Raw genomic sequence first — 22,042 nt, 5'->3', positions numbered from 1 at the left:
TAACCTTAATTCTCTCTTTTGTTCTTTCTGGTTAGTATCCAAATTTACAGAGAATCAAACTTAAGACGTATATAATTCATTGCTAGTAAAGGCTTACTTACGAAAATCCTTGAGGTTTTCACTTTGGTGTGTACTTTCAAAGCTAACCTCTACCCCAAACGACTTTCCACATATGTAACCGATGTGCTTAAGCCAAAACATTCTTTTTCTTTAAGCTATATAAGAGGATTTTCTTAATTTTGTATTCTAATTAAATTTTATGTCTATTACATCCGTAATATGTTATTCGGATATTGTAAAATAGATAGTCAATTTTCTTTGGCTACCACCCTTCTTTTCTTCAGGTAATCATCTGAAGCATTTCTGCTTATTTACATTTTTACAAATAAACACATCCCTTGTGTACGTTTCTGTATTTAATTGATTTATAAGTACTGAAGCGTTTACAATAATTTAAAACACATAGAATATGAAATTAGAACATTTCGGATATAACGACAAAATAGAAGAACTAAGAATTCAGCATAATCTAACAGACTTTGAAATTGGAAGAATTATTTCAGAGCATAAAGAAAGATATATTGTTAAAACGGAAAAAGGAGAGTTCCATGCAGAAATTACAGGAAACTTAAGATATACTGCAGATACTCGCAAAGATTTTCCCGCTGTGGGGGATTGGGTTGCAATTTCTGAATATGATGATCATATAGTTCTCATACATTCTATTTTTCCCAGAAAAACCATCATTGAAAGACAAGCAGTCGCCAAACAAGGAGAGAAACAAATCATAGCAACAAATATTGACTTTGCTTTTATAGTACAAGCCGTTGACAGAGATTTTAATATCAATCGAATAGAAAGATATCTAACAATATGCAATACATCCAATGTAAAACCGATTGTCATTCTCAATAAAATTGACTTGATAAACGATACTGTTTTAACTGATTTGATGTCCAGATCTCAAGAAAGAGTGAAGCAAGTACCAGTAATTGCTATAAGCAATGAATCCCAAAAAGGGATTGAGAAAGTGAAAGAGTATATATTGAAGGGCAAAACTTACTGTTTGTTGGGCTCGTCAGGAGTGGGAAAATCAAGCCTTTTAAACAACCTTTCGGGTAAACAATTGATGAAGACAAATACGATTAGCACAAGTACGAATAAAGGACGACACGTTACAAGCCACAGAGAATTAATAGTGCTCGAAAATGGAGGTATTATAATTGATAATCCCGGAATAAGAGAAGTGGGTATTGCAGATTCAGTGGAAGGATTGGAAAAGACATTTGAAAAAATAGTTGAGCTTTCCAAAAACTGTAAGTTTAAAGATTGCACCCATACCATTGAAATTGGTTGTGCTGTTGTGGCGGCCGTTGAAGGTGAAAAAGTAGATAAACTGTTCTATGAAAATTATCTAAAAATGAAACGAGAAAAAGAACATTTTGAATCAACTGTTGCTGAAAAACGTAAAAAAGACAAAAATTTTGGAAAAATAGTCAAGCAATTTAAAACTTTAAAAAATTCAAATAAGTACTGAGCTCAGTAACAATGTATAGGCAATAGCGGTTTGAGAGTCAATTCAAGCCGCTATTTCACTTAATTAAAGTATATTGTAAACTGAAATGTAGTCTCCATAATCCATTGCTATTCAAACATAAGACCTTAGAGGCCTATTGTAAAAAACATTATTAAAACAACCAAAGCCCAAGATTTAAAACAATATTATGAAAAACGCATTTGATGGTTCAATCGGTTTGTTTGTTGTAATATTGATTATATTTTTCTTCTGGTTTATCCCTATTTGGTATGGTATAAAATGGGCGAAAATTAAGGGTGTTTCCAAGCTTTGGATGCTTTTTGGAATCCACCCAATGACCGGATGGATTGCCTTTTTAATCTTGAGATACGGAATTGACCCAAGAAAACAGTGCGACAAATGCAAGGAATCCATTAAAATTGAAGCTCAAATTTGTCGTTATTGTGGCAACCAAATAAGCCAAGAAGAAATAGATATGGCAATAAGAGCATTCGAAGACAGAAAAAAATAAACACCCGCCGCGTGGTTGCAAATACTTATATACTCTTCCTACTGATCCGAATCCATTAAAGTAAACAAAGAAACCTTACAACACCAAACACCTAGACAAGGTATCCTCATAAACCGCCTCGTATTGCGGTACTATTTGATGCAAATCGAAGTTTTCGGCTTGGGTCCTGGCATTATCCTTAAAAGTTTTTAATCGGTCTTTATCCTTTAAAATATGGAGGGCATTCTTTACCATATCGTCCGCATCTCCCACATCGCTTAAAAATCCGGAATAGCCATGAATATTTACTTCTGGAATACCGCCCGTGTTACTTGAAATAACGGCAACTTTTGAGGCCATAGCCTCCAAGGCCGCCAACCCAAAGCTCTCAGTTTGTGAGGGCAACAGAAATAGGTCACTAAAGCATAATATCTTATCAATCTCGTTACTTCTTCCGAAGAAAATCACTTTATCTAAAATGCCCAGTTCGCGACACTGTAGCTCTACGTTTTCCTTTTCAGGGCCTTCACCTATAAACATCAGTTTTGCAGGGATTTCTTTTTGGATACCATAAAACACCTTAATCACATCATGAACCCTCTTTACTGGCCTCAAATTACTGATATGAGTGATGATTTTTTCGTTTTCATCAGCCATCATGCCACGCTGACAATCCGTAAAACTATGGTTGTATTTGTCCAAATCGATAAAGTTCGGCACCACTTGAATGTCGTTCTTTACGTCAAACAATCGCATGGTATCCTCCTTCAAGCTTTTGGATACCGCCGTAACCGCATCGGATTTATTGATACTAAAAGTCACCGCAGGTTTATAAAAAGGGTGATTGCCTACCAAAGTGATATCCGTACCGTGAAGCGTTGTGACAATAGGCACATAAATCCCTTCTTCCTGCAACATCTTTTTTGCCATATAGGCCGCATAGGCGTGCGGAATGGCATAATGTACATGCAAAATTTCGATGCCGTGCAGTTTTACCATGTCCACCAATTTGCTAGATAATGCCAATTCATAAGGCTGATAATGAAACAACGGATATTCTGGTACGTTCACCTCATGGTAATGCACATTATGGCTTATTTGCTCCAACCTTACCGGTTGGCTATAGGTGATGAAATGTACTTCGTGTCCGCGTTTTGAGAGTTCCAAACCCAATTCAGTCGCTACAACACCACTACCTCCAAAGGTTGGGTAACATACTATTCCTATGTTCATATTTTAAGTTTCAAGTATTAAAAGTTATCAGTGTCTTAAGTTGCAAATGTCCAAAATTCTAAGTGTTGAAAGTTACTAAAAACTCCAAGTACTTATAACTATAGGCACTCTAGGTACTGCTAATCTACAATCGCGTCATAAATGTAGCGCTGTATTTCCGTTCTTATATTTTCCTTTAGCAATCGGTTCCTCCCTGCTTTTGGGTAGGTTCGATTTGCTAAAAACACATATACAATTTCCTCCTCAGGGTCCGCCCAAGCATAAGTGCCCGTAAATCCGGAATGCCCAAAACTGGTCATCGAAATACACCCACATGTAGGACCGGCATCACCCAATTGGGGCTTATCGAAACCTACGCCGCGCCTGTTATCCTTCGCACAAAAATAACAGGTATTGAATTTTTCAATAGTTTGAGGGCTTAGATAGCGCTTGCCTCCGTAAAAACCCTTTTGTAAATACAATTGCATTATTTTTGCTACATCGTTGGCGTTACTAAACACACCTGCGTGCCCCCCTACTCCATTTTGCATTGCCGCACCCATGTCGTGCACATACCCATGAATCTTCGTATAGCGATAATAATCATCTACCTCCGTCGGCACAATATGAGTATTGCTTATCTTTCGATACGGATTGTACATGGTATAATTGGCTCCTAAGGACTGATAAAAATGTGTCTGTACTAACTCGTCCAGTCCTTGGTCGTAATGTTCCTCTATAAATTTCTTTAAAATATAATAGGGAAAGTCGCTGTATCGATACCGCAGACGCTCCAAAAGTTCGGATTCTCGAATAATCTTCTGGATGGAATCCTGATAATCCGTTCGGAGGTAAAGGTTTTTGGTGACTTCGATATCGAATTTTTTGCTACGTTCTGTTCTATAATATTTACCGCTTGGCCGTTTGGTAATGCTGTCCAAGGTGTGATAGTAAAACGGCTCCCAAGGACGCAATCGCGCATAATGGGACAGCATTTGCTTAACGGTGATATTTTCTTTATTTGAACCTTTATATTCCGGCAATAATTCTGAAAGCGGACTATCAAGTGACAATACCCCTTTTTCCTCCAGTTCCATAACCAAAGGTAATGTGGCTAATATTTTGGTTAGTGAAGCTACATCATATATATCCTCAAAAGTTATTTTTTCCTTGCCTTTATAGGTATGCTTTCCGAAATTTTTGTTGTAAACCACTTTTCCTTTACGGGCTATTAATAGCTGAATGCCCGGTGTCATCATTGAATCCACCGCCACTTGAGCTATAGAATCCACTTTTTTTAACCGTTCAGAGCTCATACCCACCCGTTCGGGCAATGTATACCCCAAACGCTTGATAGCATTGTTTTCTATGCCATCTCCGGCTTTGTAAAATTCACCGATGGAAACGGGTAAACATCCTTTTGCAGGGATAGCCCCAAATATCAATTGAGCGGATTTTTCCTGAGCTATCTTACTGTTTTGATAACTGACAATAACACTTTCGAAATTCTCAAAGGTTTTTAAATCCTCCAAGGCATAAGGCTTGGTAAACACATCCAAAATAACATCATGCACCCTAGCGATTTCGTATAACCACACCAATTCCCTGCTACTAAATTCATGGGCTTTCCAAGGATTCGCATTGGACCGGTGAAATCCAACTATCACTGTATTATAAGGTTGCAATTTCTTCATCAATGTGTACAGATTGTCATCAGTAATCTGGTGGACTTTGGCATATTTTTTCAATTCCCTCAGAAATACACTCCCATCATCATCTCCCATTTGTACATAGGCAATACTTTTTGTTTCCAATCGCGTTAGGGGTACCAAACTCCCTTCATTTTTCACCACCGTAATGGCGTTTTCCATTAACTCCTCATAAAGGATATCGTCCTTTAAACGATTCAAATCGCTATCTAAATTATACAATCCGATAGGCTCATAATTGTGCAAACCGACTTTGTATTTTGCCAATAAAATCTTTTTAACGGAATGCGCCAAACGCTCCTCCGAAATGTCTCCACTATTAATAGCCCCCAATAGCTTTTCAACACCTATAGCAACATCTTCGGACATCAACATCACATCATTCCCAGCTTTGAAGGCGGCCAAATCGATATCGCCTGTATCACTAAAATCCGCAGCACCTTTCATAGTGAGTGCGTCTGTAAAAATGAGTCCTTGAAACCCAAGTGAATCTTTTAAAATATCGGTAACGATATGTTTGGAAAGCGAAGATGGATAGCCCGTTGGTTCCAAACTCGGCACATTTAGATGGGCTACCATTACGCTGGATAAGCCTTTTGAAATTAGTTGCCTGTAAGGATATAGCTCTATTGAATCGATTCGCTTTGCGTCAAAACTAATAGTGGGCAACGTTAAATGCGAATCTTGTTCAGTATCCCCATGCCCAGGAAAATGCTTGGCATTGGCCAAAACCCCGGCACTCTGCATCCCTTTCATAAAAGACAACGCTTTTTCGGTGACGTTATCCCTATCCTCGCCAAAGGAACGGTTGCCTATTATCGGGTTCTTTGGATTCGTATTGATGTCCACCACTGGAGCAAAATTAAAATGAACACCCAGTCTTTTACAATGTTCTCCAATATAACGCCCCGTTTTTTCCACCATTTTGTTATCCTTTATGGCTCCCAAGGTCATATTCCAAGGAAACGCATATGTAGAATCCAATCGCATACTCAAACCCCATTCGGCATCCATTCCTATTAGCATTGGGGTTTTAGAAATTGCCTGTAATTCATTGTTTAAACTAGCTTGTCGCTTTGGGCCTCCATTGGAATAGATGATACCTCCAATATGATGATCCTGTATGAGTTTGACAATTTTATTCTTGGTTGCAACATCTTGATTGGACATTACCTGAACCATATATAATTGCCCAACTTTTTCTTTAAGCGATAGTGAATTGTAAACACTATCCACCCATTTTTTTTGAGCCTCCTTGTCCTGAGATAAAAGTGGATTTAAGGTACTCTGGGCATACGAAGAAAGGCAGGTGAGAGTAATTAAAATGAAATAGATATGGCGCATAGGGGAATACTTAAGCAATTCGATTATAAGTAAATAACTAATAACCGTGCCAAAATACTACTTTTAGAAAAAAGAGGAAAATAGTTTATGATAGATTTAATGGAATTATTCAGCCGATTACATCACTTCAAGGTTCATTGGATTTAACCCTAACTTTCAACTATAAGTAAGATCACCCTTAACAGGCACAAAAAAGCTCCAACGTAAGGGTTGAAGTTATTGTTTATCCGTTCAGAAAGCATTTACCAAAACAAGGCATAGAGTACCGTTAATACTAGCATTACTGCAAATGCACCAATGTTAAACAAAGGTGAAGTTTTGAACAACTGTTTGGTAACCGGGATGCCTTTTTTATCATCTGCTCCCTTATGTTGGGCATAACTTACCAAAGCGATTACGCCCATTGTAAGCAGCAGGGTATAGCCCATTTGATCCATAAAGGGCACATCCACAAAAATAGGTGAAGACGACCACCCTTTGGGCGCCACCTTAAAATACATCGCTATAGGAATAGACGTTAATGCTCCAGTAATTGCCGCCTTATTGGTAGTTTTCTTCCAAAAAAGACCCAGTAAAAATACAGCCAAAATACCTGGACTAACAATACCAGTATATTCCTGTATAAATTGGAATGCTTGGTCTATCCCTCCTAAAAGAGGGGCCATAATACATGCAATAACCAAAGCAATTGTGGCTGAGATTCTACCAACATTTACAGTTTTCCTATCATCCGCATCTTTATTAAAATACTCCTTGTAAATATCCATAGTAAAGATGGTAGAAGTAGAATTTAGCATTGAAGCAAGCGATGACACAATAGCGGCTGCAAGGGCGGCAAATGCAACTCCTTTGAGGCCTGTTGGCAAAAACTGCAATAGCCACGGATAAGCGTTATCCTTCTTTTCAAGAGGAGAGTTTTGTAATGCGATATCACCCAAGCCTGCCATTAGTTCTGGGTCGTTTATGATAACATAGGCCGCTATACCGGGTATAACAACTATTAGCGGAATTAGTAATTTCAAAAATGCAGCAAATAAAATGCCCTTTTGAGATTCTTCCAAAGATTTGGCAGCAAGGGTTCTTTGTATGATATATTGGTTGAATCCCCAATAATACAAGTTTGCGACCCACATGCCCCCAACAAGAACGGCGATACCAGGTAAATTTTTATATTCCGGATTGGACTCATCCAAAATCATTTCAAATCTTTCAGGAACGGTTTCATAAACAGTAGTTAGACCAGCAACAAAACCTTCGCCACCCGAAACTGTATTTAATGCCAAGTAAGTTGTTACCAATCCGCCTAGCACCAAGAATACTACTTGAATAACATCCGTCCAGGCTACAGCGGACAACCCTCCATACAAAGAGTATGCTGCAGCAAACATAGCCAGCCCCATAATACCATAAATCAAAGGGATTCCCATAATAGTCTGCAATGCCAAAGCTCCTAAATATAGTACGGAAGCAAGATTAACAAACACGTAAAGACCTATCCAAAAAACAGCAAGAATGGTCTTTAAATTGGTAGAAAACCGCTTTTCAACAAATTCTGGAATAGTGTATAACCCCTTTTCAATAAAAATCGGTAGAAAATATTTCCCTACAATTATTAAAGTTAGTGCCGCCATCCACTCATAGGAGGCAATGGCCAAACCAGATGCGAAACCAGAACCAGACATGCCTATAAATTGTTCGGCCGAAATATTTGCTGCAATCAGTGAAGCACCAATAGCCCACCATGGCAAAGATTTACTTGCCAGAAAATAGTCCTCTGCATTTTTTTGGTGCCCTTTCTTGTCACGGGACACCCAAAGTCCCACCCCCAGAATTAAAATGGCATAGGCCACAAACACCACATAATCCCAAGTACCGAATCCTGCTGACATAAAAATTTATTTAGTTGGTTATTAATAAAGGATTTCCAAATATATGTTTTTAATTTAATAAATGTTGGACGAATTTATAAAAAAACCAACTAGTAGGGTCTAGTAGGTTTTTTAACGTATTTTTCAGTATCTTTGTGTTTCAAGTGATTAAGGTTAAAGACAAAATAGGGGTTCCAAAATATCAGCAGATTGTATTTTCCATAGAAAAGGCAATTATTCGTGGTAAATTGAAAAAAGGAGATCAAATCCCATCCATAAACAGTATAAAAGAGGCGAATGGTCTTTCGAGGGATACGGTATTGATGGCCTTTAACGAGCTAAAAACTAGGGGCATTATTCAGTCCGTTGTTGGCAAAGGTTATTACGTTACCAGCGAAAATATAGATGTTAAGCAAAAGGCACTTTTATTGTTTGACGAATTGAACGCCTTTAAGGAAGATTTGCACAATGCTTTCATTAATAACTTGGAAGAGGGCATTGAAGTAGATATTTATTTTCACCATTTTAATCTTCATGTTTTCAATAAGATCATAGAGGACAATAACGGCAATTACAACCACTACATTATAATGCCTGCGAATTTAGAAAACACGGATGCCATTCTGAAAAAACTGCCAGAAGACAAGGTTTATATTCTAGATCAAATGCCAGAAGAATTGAAAAAGTATCCCGGCATATACCAAAACTTTAAACAAGATATGTTCAACAACCTCAACAAAGCTTATGAGCATATCAAAAAATACCAAAAATTGGTCCTTGCTTTTGACCCCAAAAAGCAACCCAGAGGCATGCTCGATGGGTTTATCATGTTTTGTGAACACAGAAGTTTAGCGTACAGTATTTTAGATTCACTTCAAAATAAAACCCCAGAAAAAGGCGAACTTTATATCATTCCAGACGATAAAAACTTATTAAGAATTATTAAAAGAATGCGAAACAACGACCTTGTTTTAGCCCAAGATATTGGTGTTATTTCCTATAACGATACTTTGCTAAAGGAAATCGTGGAAGGTGGCATTACCACTATTTCCACAGATTTTAAGGCCATGGGAGAACGTTTGGCTAAAATGATTTCTAATAATGAAAATTACCAAATTGAAAACCCAAATCATCTAATTTTAAGACAATCACTCTAAATAAAACCAATTGTACACAACACACTTACATTCAGAGCAAAACATTTTAGAAATATCAAACTCTAAAGAAACGCTAAAGGCCAAACTATTTTTAAATGACGGAGGTAGCCTTCAGGAACTAACACTTAAGGGACATCCCATAATTCAGGATTTAGCCCCATTAAAATATGACGTCACCTATGCCTCGTCTATTTTATTTCCTTTTGCCAATCGTATCAAAGATGGCCAATACAGTTTTGAAGGCCAAGCCTATCAACTAAATAAGAATCAAACCGAAGAACAAAATGCATTGCACGGGTTTGTTTACAATAAAACCTTTAAATTGTTAGACGAACAAATATCCGATGATTCTGTAAAAATAGCCTTGATTTATGTTGAAACTGAAGAAACCCAAGGTTTTCCCTATACTTATAAAATCCGTTTGGACTACGAGTTTTTTGAGGATCGCATTAGTTTGGGTGTTACCGTAACCAATTCACATAACAATGCCTTTCCCTTTACCTTGGGATGGCATCCCTACTTTGTAAGTGACAATCTTTACGACAGCAAAATTGTGATGGACAGCACCCAAAAATTAATTCTGGGCGACCGCAATATCACTACTGGCGTAGCTAATATTGACAACGTAAAGTCCTTTCCAATAAAAGACCAACAACTTGATGATTGCTGGATTTTGAACTCGGACAAAGTCGTATTTGAAACCCCAAAGTACAGTCTGCGTTTTAGCTCATCATCCAAAAATAATTTTCTGCAGGCCTACACCCCTCCAAAAGTCAACACCATAGCGATTGAGCCAACAACGGGTGTTTCGGATAGTTTTAATAATAAAATAGGGCTAGAAATTTTACAACCCAACGAATCCTATGAAATAACTTGGAATTTGAGTATAAACTAGATATCTAAATTAAATAATATCATGAGCGAGGCATTAATAAAAGATGTAAAAAAAACGTTTCTTAAAACGTTTAAAGTAGAGCCCATACTTATTTATTCGCCCGGACGAATAAATATTATAGGGGAGCATACGGATTATAATGACGGCTTTGTATTTCCCGCAGCTGTTGACAAAGGCATCGCCGCCGCCATCCAAAAAAGCGATAATGGCCATTGTACAGCGATTGCTTTGGATTTGGACAGCACCATTGAATTTGAGCTGGACAAAATAAAACCATCCAAAGAAGGCAGCTGGGAAAACTATGTTTTTGGCGTAGTGGCCGAGATACAAAACAGAAACAAGGTTGTAGGGGATTTTAATATCATTTTTAAAGGCAATATCCCAGGTGGCGCGGGAATGTCCTCCTCGGCAGCTTTGGAGAATAGCGTAGTTTTTGGGTTAAATGAACTATTTGATCTAGGCCTGTCAAAAGAAGATATGATTTTTATTTCCCAAAAGGCCGAACATAACTATGTTGGCGTTAAATGTGGTATTATGGACCAATACGCCAGTATGTTTGGTGTTAAGGACCATGCATTGCATTTGGATTGCCGCACAATAAAATCCAAACCATATAAAATTAATTTTAAGGATCATCAACTCATGCTGATAAACACCAACGTTAAACATAGTTTATCGGATAGTGCATACAATGACAGGCGTTCGGCATGTGAAACCATTGCAGAATTATTGGATGTAAAAGCATTACGGGATGCATCGGAAGAAGATTTAGAAGCTGTAATTGATAAAGTGACACCTGCCAATTACCAAAAAGCACTTTACGTCATCCAAGAAATTAACCGAACCGAAAAAGCGGCCAAGGCCATTGAAGAAGGCGATTTGGAAAGACTGGGGAAGCTAATATATCAATCCCATGCAGGACTTTCCACCCAATATAAGGTAAGTTGTGAAGAACTGGATTTCCTGGTAGAACAGGCTAAGAAAAATAAACATGTTTTGGGAGCGCGAATGATGGGTGGCGGTTTTGGTGGTTGCACCATAAACCTTGTTGCAAAAAGCGAAGCCAAGGCCTTTGCCGAAACGGCCTCAAAAGCCTATAAAACGAAGTTTGGAAAGGAATGTTCTGTTTATTTCATTCAACTTTCGGACGGCACACATTTAGTTAAATAAACCAATCAAACTAAAACCCTAATTAAAATGAAGAATACACATTTACAGGACTACTCGCACAAACGTTATAACATACTTACCGGGGAATGGATACTGGTATCCCCCCATCGTGCAAAACGCCCATGGCAGGGACAAAATGAGTCCGTAAATAATGAAAAGCGTCCAGCATACGATGAGAGTTGCTATTTATGTGCAGGAAACACAAGGATAAACGGTGAAGTCAACCCAAAATACACCGATGTATTTGTTTTTACTAACGACTTCGCTGCCCTACAAAGTGATTCGCCATCGTTTTCGGTAAATGATGGTCTTTTAGTGGCCGAAAGCGAAACGGGTATCTGCAAGGTGATTTGCTTTAGCCCCGACCACTCCAAAAGCTTAGCAGAGATGTCTTCCAACGAAATACAAAAAGTTGTTTTCGCTTGGCAGGAACAGTACAAGGAATTGGGGAGTAACCCAAAAATCAACTATGTTCAAATCTTTGAAAACAAAGGAGCTGTAATGGGCTGTAGCAATCCACATCCGCACGGACAGATTTGGAGCCAATCTACCTTACCCAACGAAGTGGACAAAAAGAACACCCAGCAACTGAACTACTATTCCAAAAATGAGAGCAGTTTACTAGGCGCCTATTTGGCTCAGGAACTAGAAAAACAGGAACGTATCATTTATGAAAATACCGGATTTGTGGTGCTAGTACCCTTTTGGGCGGTTTGGCCTTTTGAAGCTATGATTGTACCCAAAAAACACCAATCCAATATTTTAGAGATGACGGACGAGGAAGCTTTACAATACGCCGAGGCTATCGCGGTGTTGACCAAGGCTTACGACAAACTGTTTAAGACTTCATTCCCCTATTCTGCAGGGATACACCAATCTCCAACGGATGGCAATGACAACAAGCATTGGCATTGGCACATGAGCTTCTACCCGCCATTATTGCGTAGTGCAACGGTCAAGAAATTTATGGTGGGCTACGAAATGTTCGGCTCACCACAACGGGATATTACGGCGGAAACTGCCGTACAACGTATTCGGGAGTTGATTTATTAAAACTAAACAATACCCTTCAAAAGAAACCTGATGTAGCTTAGTTCCCCATCAGGTTTTTTTTGTCAAATAGTTAATTGATACCTAATCCTAATGTTAAATAATCTTAATCACAATGGTTGGACTTACTAAATCTATTTACTTTGGGCATATCTAATAACAGCCAAATTGAAATACCTCCTTTTTCTTTTATTGCCATTTTCTTTGTTATCACAAAACATCAAGGGGAAAGTTTATGATAACGAATCTACCGTAAAAGGCATAAAAGTTTTTAACCTCACCAAACAAATTAGAACTTACACAGGCAATAATGGTGAATTTACAATTCCCGCTCAAATCAATGACACTATAGTTTTTGAATCACTGTTCCATCTCAAAAAAGCTATAAAACTAAAACCCATACACTTTGAAGACATTATCGTTTTTGAACTTCGGAAAAAAACAAGTGCTTTAGGCGAAGTATTATTGTTTAGCACAAAACCTATTACAGAGTCTGAATTAAAAGGGTCGACAGAGAGCTTATTGGCTTATGATAAACGCGTTAATCCTCATTTATACATGCCAAAATCATCATATTCTTATGGTGCTAATGCTAGGGAACTATTCAAACTGTTTAAAAAACTATTAAAAAGCAAAAAGAAACAACCAGAAAAACACATTGGGACAATAACCTTTGAAACCTTAGATTCCCTTTTTCAAAATGACAAACTATTTAATTTGGAATTGCTTCGGTATGACTTGAACATCCCTGAAGAATATGCCTACCTATTCCTTGAATATTGTGAGACAAAGGCATTAAAAAAGAGTCTCATCACAGAAGAAAATAAAGTGATTCTGTTAGATTCTTTGATGAATTTCAGTCGGTCGTTTACAGAAATTACCCAAAATTTCAAAAAAACAGAAGATACTCTAAGTTTAAAAAATTAATATCATACTAATTCTTCGTTTCAAAAGTTATATTTTTAGCCATCAAAACATAAGTTTTTAATGAAACGCCATTTCTACTTTTTTATCACCATTGGTTTCTTAATCCTTTGGAGTTCTTGCCGTAAAGATTTTGAATTTTCTCCTAGTACCGGTAGCCTGGAGTTTTCAAAGGACACTGTTTATCTGGATACCATTTTTAAAAATATCGGTTCAAGCACATATAACCTTAAGGTTTACAATCGAAGCGATGACGACATCCTAATTCCCACCTTAAAATTGGGACGTGGCGAAGACTCTCAATATAGATTGAATGTTGACGGCATTGCTGGAAAAACTTTTGAAAATGTGGAATTGCTGGCTAAGGATAGCATGTTCATTTTTGTGGAAACCACCTTTAACACTGACATCACTCCTATCACATCAAATGAAATGCTTTATACGGATGCGATTGAGTTTGATTCTGGTGGCAATATGCAGAAAGTTGAACTAGTCACTTTGATTAAAGATGCGATTTTTTTGTTTCCCGAAAGAGATGGTGATACAAAAATTATTGAAACCTTGACCTTGAACATTGGAGGTGAATTAATTGAAACCGACCTTCCAGGACGTGAATTGGAAGCAAACCAATTAACCTTGACCAATGAAAAACCCTATGTTATTTACGGTTTCATGGCCGTACCGACTGGACAAACCCTGACCATTGAAGCGGGAGCAAGACTACATTTCCATGAAAACTCGGGTATTATAGTACAAGCGGGTGCCTCAATAAATGTGAACGGTGCTTATAGTCCGGACCAGGAAACATTGGATAATGAAGTGATTTTTGAGGGAGACCGTTTGGAACCGGGATTCGCAGAACGTCCAGGACAGTGGGGCACGATTTGGCTTTTGGAGGGTAGTGTGAATAATGTCTTCAATTATGCCACCATTAAGAATGCATTGGTCGGTATTTTAAGTGACGGCAATGCTACTGGACCAAACAATAAATTGACCATTACCAATTCCCAAATTTACAACTCGGGGAGTTTTGGTATTTTGGGCCGAGGTACTTCTATTTTAGGTGAAAACCTCGTATTGAACAACGCCGGGCAATCCTCTTTGGCTGCTACTTTAGGAGGTAAGTATAATTTTACCCATTGCACCATTGCTAATTATTGGAATAATAGCTTTAGGCCACTGCCTGCGCTATTGATTAATAATTTTATTTTGGATGAGGAAAACAATGCCACAGTAACCGATTTAATCGAAGCCAATTTCAATAACTGTGTCATTTACGGCAATGACAACCCTGAATTTCTTTTGGATGAAATTGAAGATGAGGCTGTGGAGTTCAATTTTAAATTTACCAACTGCCTAGTACGATTTGAAGACCGCAACGATAATTTTGAAGGCCCCAATTATAACTTCGATAATACCGACCATTACGAAGGCATGATTTTTAACCGAGACCCCAACTTTTTGGATACCGATAAAAACCTATTGATTATTGGGGAGGATTCGGCAGCTAATGGCAAAGGGGATGCTTCGTTTGCTTCACAGGTGCCCAATGATATTTTAGGGGTGAGCAGAACAACAAGCCCAGATCTGGGGGCTTATCAGCATGTTATATTTCCTGAGGAGCAATAAATAAGTTACTTTATCAGTTACCAGTAATTTCAAAAGTTATATTGGAAGTCACTAAAAAAGATGTTGAAAAACTAATTGAACTGAAAAGAAAAGACACTTTTTTTAATCATTTATGGAACGTCTTTTCCCGAGATTTGAGATCAGCCGGAGAAATTAATAGACATGAAATAAAAGTTTGGAATCAAAACCTTTGGAATGCATCTTTTTATCCGATTTTCAAATTTGAATTCAATGCTAGCAATCACCTGATAAAAATTAGTGACCGACTTAATCCTGTTGGAAAAATGCTAATCGGAATTTTAGTATTTGGGTTTCTGTATTTCGTGTTTCCAAAAAACCCGACAGAATTTAATTTTATTGGCAGTTGGCCAATAATTCTTTTCTTATCGGCTTTTTCTTCAATTTTTATTTTGTTTGCACGAATGATTTATAGGTTTGAAAAACAGAACCAGCTTGATGAAATATTTGAATTATTGGATATAGAAGTCGAGGAAAAGGAACCTGAAAAAGAGTGGTCTGCCAAAAACATATTAATAAGACTATTTACCTACCCCTTTTGTCTCTTTTTAATCGGACTTAATATCTTTCTCATTATTCCAAATCAGGGATACATTCCAGCAATTGGAATATTTATATTTGTTGGGCTTTACTTAATTTCGGATTTGAGAATGATCTTTAAAAACAAAAACTGAAATTCAAAACGTGCAACTCAAATCACTCCCCCTCCAACTGAGCTTTATACAAATCCAAATTAGCTTTGGTTTCTTCATCCAATTCGGGCTCCACAATATCGGTATATTGGCTTAGCACGTCATACATAATTTTCGCCACGATATAGCGTGCCGTCGGCTTGTCATCCGCAGGAATGTTGTACCATGGCGCATGTGCTTTTGAGGAACGGTTTAAAACATCTTCATAACATTCCTGATATTTATCCCAAAGTTTACGTTCCTTTAAATCCCCTGATGAAAATTTCCAGTTTTTTTCCTGCTTGTTCAGTCGTCTTAACAAACGATGCTTTTGTTCATCTTTGGACAGATTTAAAAAGAACTTAAAGATAATGGTGCCATTTTCGGCCACGTGCTTTTCAAAATTATTGATTTGCTCAAAACGCTTGTCCCAAAAGGCATCGTCAATATCATCTACTGAATCTACTCCCGGAATATTTTCAGCCATAATGTACCTGGGGTGCACTCGTGTTACCAACACATTTTCGTAATGCGTCCTGTTGAATACCCCAAACTTGCCCCGTTGCGGTAACGCAATATAGTGTCGCCATAAATAATCATGGCTCAATTCCAAATCCGTTGGAACTTTAAAACTATGCACCTCAACGCCCCTTACATTAAAACTCTTGAACACCTCTCTTATCATGCTGTCCTTTCCGGCAGTATCCATCCCTTGTATACAAATCAACACCGCATATTTGTCATGGGCATACATGGTGTTTTGGATTTCAGCCAGTTTTTTTCTGGTTTTTTTGAGTGCCTTTTCAACGGCTTTCTCATCCGCGCCTAAATCTAAAGCCGTCGGCAAATCCTTAATATTGATTTTTGAGGTGATTTTGAAATCTGATTCGGTAATTTGTCGCATATTTTAAAACATTAATTAGGGCAAAAACACCTATTTAATAGCTATTGTCACCTTGAGTATTGCTGAAATGAAAACATATTTTCATTGAAAGCACAAACCGAAACTTAACGAAAGGTCCATGCAAAATCCGTGAAATTTATTAGGTTTCGACTGCCCTCAACCTGACATTCAGCCTATTTTGAAGCAAACAATTTTACGTCCTGTTCGCTAACTTCCTTGCCTCCTAAGATAATCAAACGCTCAATAACATTACGTAGTTCCCTGATATTTCCGGTCCAATCATAATCTTGGAGCAATTTGATGGCTTTATCAGAAAAGTTCTTCTGAGCCGTACCCTGCTCGCCAGCTATTTTCTTTGAAAAATGTTTAACCAACAAAGGAATGTCTTCTCGCCTGTCGTTTAATGCAGGCACTTTTATTAAAATAACAGCCAGTCGATGGTATAAATCCTCTCTAAACTTACCTTCTTCGATTTCCTTCTTCAGGTCTTTATTGGTGGCAGCAACCACGCGTACGTCCACTTTTATATCCTTATCGCTACCGACTCTTTGTACCCGACTTTCCTGCAAAGCTCTTAGTACCTTCGCCTGGGCAGACAAACTCATATCGCCGACCTCATCCAAAAAAATGGTGCCACCATTTGCGGCTTCAAACTTACCTGCTCTGTCTTTATTGGCGCTTGTAAACGCGCCTTTAACGTGCCCAAACAACTCACTTTCAATTAATTCACTTGGAATCGCGGCACAGTTTACTTCAATCATCGGGCCTTTCACTCGCTCGCTTTTTTCATGAAGCCAGTGGGCCACTAATTCCTTTCCTGTTCCATTGGGTCCTGTTATCAAAACCCTGGCATCGGTCGGCGCCACCTTATCGATCATTTCCTTAATCTGGGAAATGGAATCGCTTTCGCCAATCATTTCGTATTTCTTGCTGACCTTCTTCTTAAGAATTTTATTTTCAACTACAAGTTCCTTTCTATCTAATGCATTCCGAACCGTGTTCAACAGTCGATTTAAATCTGGCGGTTTTGAAATATAATCAAATGCCCCCAAACGCATGGTATTCACGGCCGTATCCAAATCACCATGACCAGAAATCATCACCATGGGTACTTCAGGCTTTATTTTTTTTGTGGCTTCCAAAACTTCAACCCCATCCATTTTTGGCATTTTAATATCGCACAATACCAAATCAAAATCTTCCTTTTTGATTTTATCCACACCACTCAATCCGTCTTCTGCTTCGGAAACTTGGTAGGTATCATTTTCTTCTGATAGTATTTTGACCAACACACGCCTAATAGCGGCTTCATCTTCAATAATCAATATTTTTGGCATATTCTTAAATTTTAAATTTTATTCCAGTTCTTAAATAAAAGGCATTTAGGCGGTCTAATTTAAAAATTTCATCTCGATTTGAATTCCTTAAAACGTTATTTAGCCTAAAGGTGTAACCTGTATACAAATACCCTACCAAATGTTTAGTGAACAAATATTCGTAACCAAATCCTCCAACTATAACCGATAGTGAAATATGGTCAACATTCTGCCCATTCACCACTGAAACCTCTTGTAAATGGGCAAGGTACCCATCAAAAGCAGTAAACGCCTGCACGTTACTTTTGCCATTTAAGGCATATTTTAAATTTGATTTAGGCACACCGGCATTATAACTCCATTTGTCATTGATCTGTCGAAAATAACTTATAAAAGGCAAAGGAAAAGGTAATCCTGTGGTGGCATTATAAGTAAGCCCTAAAACCAAACGATACGGACGCTTCAAGCTTTCATCGTCCTTGCGGTCGTGAATAAAAAACAGGCCTCCATTCATAAAATAGTCGTCGGACACCAAACTTCTCGTAAGGGTTGAAGCAATCCTTGGATTGAATTTCATCCCTACGCGCCAACGGGGGTTCCATTTGAAGGTATAGGCCAAATTGAGGTCTATCACATGAATTTTATTAATTCTGCTGGCATCAAATGGATAGTCCTCCTCAAGCTCTAATAAGATGTTGTTATATTCTGCACCGACCACAAGATAATTGCCTTCTTTAACTTTAATTGGATAATTTAAAAGTGCCCTCAAACGGGTGTATCGGTCTTCAGATCTACTTTGTGGAATAAAGGAATATTCCACTCTCACTAAATCGGTCAATTGCGCTTCCACCTCAGTCAGTCCAGTGAAAACAAACACTGCGAAAATCAACCCTTTTAGTTTTTGAAACATATTATTCCTTAAGATTTGCTTCTGAAGTATTTTGAATAATATGAATATCTCTTTGCGGAAATGGAATACTGATATTATGCTCTCTAAAAAGCCTATCGATTTCAAAGCGAATATCGCTCTTCGGAAAAACGGCTTGAAAACTATCATTTGTGGTAAACATCACCCTGAAATCCAATGAACTTTCTCCAAAATCCTCAAAAAAAACAGTCGGAGCGGGGTGCTTTAAAACCATGTCGTGCGATGATGCGGCCTGCAACAATAATTTTTTGACTAACTGAACATCACTTCCATACGCCACCCCAACAGAGACACCCTCCCGAGTAGTAGAACCATTTTGGGTCCAATTGTATAAACTATTTGTTAGATATAAATGATGGGGTATAATAAGTACCCGATTATCTCGGGTTACTGCTCTGGTGGTGCGTAGTTTCACTTCCTCAACTCTACCGATTTTTCCATCTATTTCTATTATATCGCCTACATGGATAGTTTGATCCAATAAGATTAAAACCCCAGCAATAATATCTTGAAAAAGAGTTTGAAGCGCCAGCCCAATTCCAATTAACAACGCAGCTGAAGCCGCGAATACCGCCGTCACATTAACCCCTACCGCATGAAGGGTGATCAGCAGTATGACTACATAGACCAACCATCGAAAGTAACCAAAAACAACATTAAACTTAGTCTTATCCGCCTCGGGTAATTTCTTGGTAAGTATTCTAAAAACGAGCTTTAATAGTAAAGTGGTAAAGAATATTACGGTAATGATAACCAGCACATCCTTTACAGAAATACTGATACCATCGCTAAAATCGTAATGGGCATCAAGCACAGCATTGATTTTCTCCCAGGCGGAACTGTCTGTAATCTTTTCTTCTATTTCTTTTAATTGAAAAGGCATGTCAATATTTTATCCATTTCATTAGCTCTTTATAACTTGGTTTCTTGCCATACATCAATATGCCTACCCTATAAATTTTGGCCGCAAACCATACTGTGAACATAAAGGTACCTATCAACAACGCCAACGAAAGCAACTGTTGCCAAACTGGTACACCAAAGGGGATTCGCATTAGCATTACTACGGACGATGTAAAAGGTATAAACGAAAACACCGTGGACACCGTACCGTGCGGATCCTCAATCACCGTAAATATACCAATATAAACAGCTAAAATTAAAGGCATAATGATTGGCATCATGAATTGCTGCGTGTCTGTTTCATTGTCCACGGCAGCACCAATAGCTGCATACAACGAACTGTATAACAGGTACCCGCCAATAAAAAATAGTACAAATGCTATGATCAAATTGGCCAATGGCAGGTTAAAAAATGCCGTCATTCCCTCCTGAATATGCGCATTGATCTCGGGATTTTCTAAAGTTTGTTCCAACATTGCTTGTTGTGGGGTACGCATTTGTGTCATGTCGATATCAAAAATGATGGAGACGATAACCAGTAAAATACTCCCAAGAAAAATCCAAATGCCAAATTGGGTCAGCCCTGCCAAAGAAGTGCCAATAATTTTCCCCAACATCAACTGAACCGGTTTTACCGAGGAAATGATGACCTCAATAATACGGCTCGTTTTCTCCTCTATGACACTACGCATTATCATATTACCATATATAATGATGAACATGAAGAGTAAATACCCCGCCGCGCCACCAAAGCCCAACTTTAAATAACTATCTAATTTTGAAGAAGTTTCGCCAGCAAAGGTTTCTTGATTGATATCCACCCACACTTTAGAGGCTTCAATTTGAGCCACATCTAAATTGGCGTTTTCCCGATTTATATCTGTAAGATGCCTCCCTAAAATGCGCTCCAAATTTGAAATAACTGTCAAGGATGGCGATTCCTCGGAATAAAATTTTACGCTTTGTGAAATTTTTTCAATAGATGACTCATTCTGAATATGCAACAACCCATAGGCAGAAGCCTCAACCACCAAATCCTTGGCATCTTTTAAAGACATTTGTTCTAATGGGGTAAATTTAGTTTGCTCGGTATCCTTAAAAACATCAGTGACCATTCCCGATTCGTCCAAAACCATAATACTGCGAACCTTGTCATTATTCAATTGAGACAAATAGGCCACCACTGTGATCAGGGCAATCATAATCACTGGACTTAAAATGGTCATAATAATGAACGACCTGTTCTTTACTTTGGAGAGATATTCCCGTTTTATGATAAGTGGTAAGTGGTTCATAGGTTATTTTGGGTTACCGTTTGAATAAAAATATCGTTGACACTTGGAATTCGCTCCACGAAATGGGACACCTCCCCTTTTGAGGTGAGGTATTGCAATAAATCATTTGGGGTTTGACTGCCATTGAGTTTGATGTTCAATTTTAAAACATCGTCCAGGCTTTTAAAATGAGCAGGAGCAGTTTCAAATTGCTCCCCCAATTGTTGATGCAATGCTTCTGGATCTGCGTTTTTTACACCTATCTCATATATATTGGCCTGATAGCTGCGTTTAACGTCCAAAATCTTGCCGTCCAATATTTTGTTTGATTTGTGGATGAGTGCAATATCATCGCACAGCTCCTCTACCGATTCCATTCGGTGAGTCGAAAAAATTACCGTAGCACCATTGTCCCGCAAGTTCAAAATTTCATCCTTGATCAAATTGGCATTTATGGGGTCAAAACCCGAAAATGGCTCATCAAAAATCAAAAGTTTAGGTTGGTGCAACACAGTAACCACAAATTGTATTTTTTGGGCCATCCCTTTGGAAAGTTCTTGAATTTTTTTGTTCCACCAATCTCCGATCTCCAATCGGTCAAACCAGTATTTCAAGCGTTCTTTTGCTTCGGTTTTACTTAAGCCCTTCAGTTGCGCTAGATACAGGGCCTGCTCCCCAACCTTCATGGACTTGTACAAACCGCGTTCTTCCGGCAAATACCCAATATCTTTTATATGTGATGGTTTTAATGGTTCTCCATCTAAAAAAACAGAGCCGGAATCCGGTATAGTAATCTGATTGATGATTCTAATCAAGGTCGTCTTTCCGGCACCATTTGGGCCCAAAAGGCCATAAATACTGCCTTTGGGAACAGAAATAGACACATTGTTGAGTGCAGTAAAACCTCCAAATTTTTTACTAACACCATTAACTTCCAATAGGTTATTCATTCATCGTTTTTTGATAAGCGGATGTAAAGATATTAAATGTTGGTGAGTCAAATAAGGCTAATAGCTTCAAAAAATAAACGGAAAACTGCAAAA

18 protein-coding genes are annotated in these 22,042 nt (G+C 38.1%); 9 read left to right on the top strand and 9 right to left on the bottom strand.

All coding sequences use genetic code 11. The features are described 5' to 3' along the window. The first annotated feature begins 469 nt into the window (after positions 1 to 469). A complete protein-coding gene (gene rsgA, locus ACFSR8_RS00835; protein WP_380288083.1) occupies positions 470 to 1,537 on the top strand; it encodes a ribosome small subunit-dependent GTPase A in 1,068 nt (355 codons plus the stop codon). Positions 1,538 to 1,724: 187 nt separating this feature from the next. Continuing rightward, positions 1,725 to 2,048 (top strand): hypothetical protein, encoded by a 324-nt coding sequence (locus ACFSR8_RS00830; RefSeq protein WP_380288081.1) that lies wholly within the window; start codon positions 1,725 to 1,727, stop codon positions 2,046 to 2,048. 75 nt (positions 2,049 to 2,123) lie between these two features. Here ACFSR8_RS00830 and bshA read toward each other — a convergent pair whose 3' ends face one another. The 3 genes from bshA to ACFSR8_RS00815 all read right to left on the bottom strand — a co-directional run bounded on the left by bshA (position 2,124) and on the right by ACFSR8_RS00815 (position 8,181). Continuing rightward, positions 2,124 to 3,260 carry an N-acetyl-alpha-D-glucosaminyl L-malate synthase BshA gene (gene bshA / locus ACFSR8_RS00825; protein ID WP_380288079.1) on the bottom strand — a complete coding sequence of 379 codons (1,137 nt, stop codon included), beginning with the start codon at positions 3,258 to 3,260 and terminating at the stop codon, positions 2,124 to 2,126. A 119-nt stretch (positions 3,261 to 3,379) separates the two neighbouring features. Then, positions 3,380 to 6,292 (bottom strand): glycoside hydrolase family 3 N-terminal domain-containing protein, encoded by a 2,913-nt coding sequence (locus tag ACFSR8_RS00820; RefSeq protein WP_380288077.1) that lies wholly within the window; start codon positions 6,290 to 6,292, stop codon positions 3,380 to 3,382. Positions 6,293 to 6,534: 242 nt separating this feature from the next. Continuing rightward, on the bottom strand, positions 6,535 to 8,181 hold the full coding sequence (locus ACFSR8_RS00815) for a sodium/sugar symporter (RefSeq protein WP_380288075.1): 1,647 nt from the start codon (positions 8,179 to 8,181) through the stop codon (positions 6,535 to 6,537). Between the two features lie 143 nt (positions 8,182 to 8,324). Between ACFSR8_RS00815 and ACFSR8_RS00810 the strand changes: the two genes are divergently transcribed. The 7 genes from ACFSR8_RS00810 to ACFSR8_RS00780 all read left to right on the top strand — a co-directional run bounded on the left by ACFSR8_RS00810 (position 8,325) and on the right by ACFSR8_RS00780 (position 15,677). After that, a complete protein-coding gene (locus tag ACFSR8_RS00810; protein WP_380288073.1) occupies positions 8,325 to 9,317 on the top strand; it encodes a GntR family transcriptional regulator in 993 nt (330 codons plus the stop codon). 10 nt (positions 9,318 to 9,327) lie between these two features. Next, the gene (locus tag ACFSR8_RS00805; RefSeq protein ID WP_380288071.1) at positions 9,328 to 10,212 is read left to right on the top strand and encodes an aldose 1-epimerase; all 885 of its coding nucleotides are present in this window, start codon (positions 9,328 to 9,330) and stop codon (positions 10,210 to 10,212) included. A 21-nt stretch (positions 10,213 to 10,233) separates the two neighbouring features. Continuing rightward, entirely contained in the window at positions 10,234 to 11,382 is a 1,149-nt protein-coding gene (galK, locus tag ACFSR8_RS00800; RefSeq protein ID WP_380288069.1) for a galactokinase, read from the top strand. 27 nt (positions 11,383 to 11,409) lie between these two features. Further along, complete coding sequence (locus ACFSR8_RS00795; protein WP_380288067.1) at positions 11,410 to 12,435, top strand: UDP-glucose--hexose-1-phosphate uridylyltransferase; 1,026 nt, start codon at positions 11,410 to 11,412, stop codon at positions 12,433 to 12,435. A gap of 165 nt (positions 12,436 to 12,600) precedes the next feature. Further along, complete coding sequence (locus ACFSR8_RS00790) at positions 12,601 to 13,359, top strand: hypothetical protein (protein WP_380288065.1); 759 nt, start codon at positions 12,601 to 12,603, stop codon at positions 13,357 to 13,359. 60 nt (positions 13,360 to 13,419) lie between these two features. Further along, complete coding sequence (locus ACFSR8_RS00785; RefSeq protein WP_380288063.1) at positions 13,420 to 14,985, top strand: hypothetical protein; 1,566 nt, start codon at positions 13,420 to 13,422, stop codon at positions 14,983 to 14,985. 41 nt (positions 14,986 to 15,026) lie between these two features. Further along, entirely contained in the window at positions 15,027 to 15,677 is a 651-nt protein-coding gene (locus ACFSR8_RS00780) for a hypothetical protein (RefSeq protein WP_380288061.1), read from the top strand. A 22-nt stretch (positions 15,678 to 15,699) separates the two neighbouring features. Here ACFSR8_RS00780 and ACFSR8_RS00775 read toward each other — a convergent pair whose 3' ends face one another. The 6 genes from ACFSR8_RS00775 to ACFSR8_RS00750 all read right to left on the bottom strand — a co-directional run bounded on the left by ACFSR8_RS00775 (position 15,700) and on the right by ACFSR8_RS00750 (position 21,949). Further along, a complete protein-coding gene (locus tag ACFSR8_RS00775) occupies positions 15,700 to 16,578 on the bottom strand; it encodes a PPK2 family polyphosphate kinase (protein ID WP_380288059.1) in 879 nt (292 codons plus the stop codon). A gap of 173 nt (positions 16,579 to 16,751) precedes the next feature. Further along, positions 16,752 to 17,915 carry a sigma-54-dependent transcriptional regulator gene (locus ACFSR8_RS00770; RefSeq protein WP_380288056.1) on the bottom strand — a complete coding sequence of 388 codons (1,164 nt, stop codon included), beginning with the start codon at positions 17,913 to 17,915 and terminating at the stop codon, positions 16,752 to 16,754. Positions 17,916 to 17,919: 4 nt separating this feature from the next. Then, a complete protein-coding gene (locus ACFSR8_RS00765; protein WP_380288054.1) occupies positions 17,920 to 18,804 on the bottom strand; it encodes a DUF6268 family outer membrane beta-barrel protein in 885 nt (294 codons plus the stop codon). A 1-nt stretch (position 18,805) separates the two neighbouring features. Then, positions 18,806 to 19,705, bottom strand: coding sequence for a mechanosensitive ion channel family protein (locus ACFSR8_RS00760; RefSeq protein ID WP_380288052.1), 900 nt, complete (start codon positions 19,703 to 19,705; stop codon positions 18,806 to 18,808). Position 19,706: 1 nt separating this feature from the next. After that, positions 19,707 to 21,020, bottom strand: coding sequence for an ABC transporter permease (locus ACFSR8_RS00755; protein WP_380288050.1), 1,314 nt, complete (start codon positions 21,018 to 21,020; stop codon positions 19,707 to 19,709). Further along, complete coding sequence (locus ACFSR8_RS00750) at positions 21,017 to 21,949, bottom strand: ABC transporter ATP-binding protein (protein WP_380288048.1); 933 nt, start codon at positions 21,947 to 21,949, stop codon at positions 21,017 to 21,019. Before ACFSR8_RS00750 ends, ACFSR8_RS00755 begins: the two co-directional genes overlap by 4 nt. Positions 21,950 to 22,042 lie beyond the last annotated feature (93 nt).

Origin of the sequence: Hyunsoonleella rubra (assembly GCF_042684665.1) — a bacterium.
Taxonomy (GTDB): domain Bacteria; phylum Bacteroidota; class Bacteroidia; order Flavobacteriales; family Flavobacteriaceae; genus Jejuia; species Jejuia rubra.
Note: the sequence above shows the minus strand (reverse complement) of the source record. Positions and strands in the feature narration are given on the sequence as shown.

What these genes read in the sequence shown, in the direction of transcription:
- rsgA (WP_380288083.1), top strand. Translation starts at nt 470, where the DNA reads ATGAAATTAGAACATTTCGGATATAACGACAAAATAGAAGAACTAAGA.
- ACFSR8_RS00830 (WP_380288081.1), top strand. Translation starts at nt 1,725, where the DNA reads ATGAAAAACGCATTTGATGGTTCAATCGGTTTGTTTGTTGTAATATTG.
- bshA (WP_380288079.1), bottom strand. Translation starts at nt 3,260, where the DNA reads ATGAACATAGGAATAGTATGTTACCCAACCTTTGGAGGTAGTGGTGTT.
- ACFSR8_RS00820 (WP_380288077.1), bottom strand. Translation starts at nt 6,292, where the DNA reads ATGCGCCATATCTATTTCATTTTAATTACTCTCACCTGCCTTTCTTCG.
- ACFSR8_RS00815 (WP_380288075.1), bottom strand. Translation starts at nt 8,181, where the DNA reads ATGTCAGCAGGATTCGGTACTTGGGATTATGTGGTGTTTGTGGCCTAT.
- galK (WP_380288069.1), top strand. Translation starts at nt 10,234, where the DNA reads ATGAGCGAGGCATTAATAAAAGATGTAAAAAAAACGTTTCTTAAAACG.
- ACFSR8_RS00795 (WP_380288067.1), top strand. Translation starts at nt 11,410, where the DNA reads ATGAAGAATACACATTTACAGGACTACTCGCACAAACGTTATAACATA.
- ACFSR8_RS00785 (WP_380288063.1), top strand. Translation starts at nt 13,420, where the DNA reads ATGAAACGCCATTTCTACTTTTTTATCACCATTGGTTTCTTAATCCTT.
- ACFSR8_RS00775 (WP_380288059.1), bottom strand. Translation starts at nt 16,578, where the DNA reads ATGCGACAAATTACCGAATCAGATTTCAAAATCACCTCAAAAATCAAT.
- ACFSR8_RS00770 (WP_380288056.1), bottom strand. Translation starts at nt 17,915, where the DNA reads ATGCCAAAAATATTGATTATTGAAGATGAAGCCGCTATTAGGCGTGTG.
- ACFSR8_RS00765 (WP_380288054.1), bottom strand. Translation starts at nt 18,804, where the DNA reads ATGTTTCAAAAACTAAAAGGGTTGATTTTCGCAGTGTTTGTTTTCACT.
- ACFSR8_RS00760 (WP_380288052.1), bottom strand. Translation starts at nt 19,705, where the DNA reads ATGCCTTTTCAATTAAAAGAAATAGAAGAAAAGATTACAGACAGTTCC.
- ACFSR8_RS00755 (WP_380288050.1), bottom strand. Translation starts at nt 21,020, where the DNA reads ATGAACCACTTACCACTTATCATAAAACGGGAATATCTCTCCAAAGTA.
- ACFSR8_RS00750 (WP_380288048.1), bottom strand. Translation starts at nt 21,949, where the DNA reads ATGAATAACCTATTGGAAGTTAATGGTGTTAGTAAAAAATTTGGAGGT.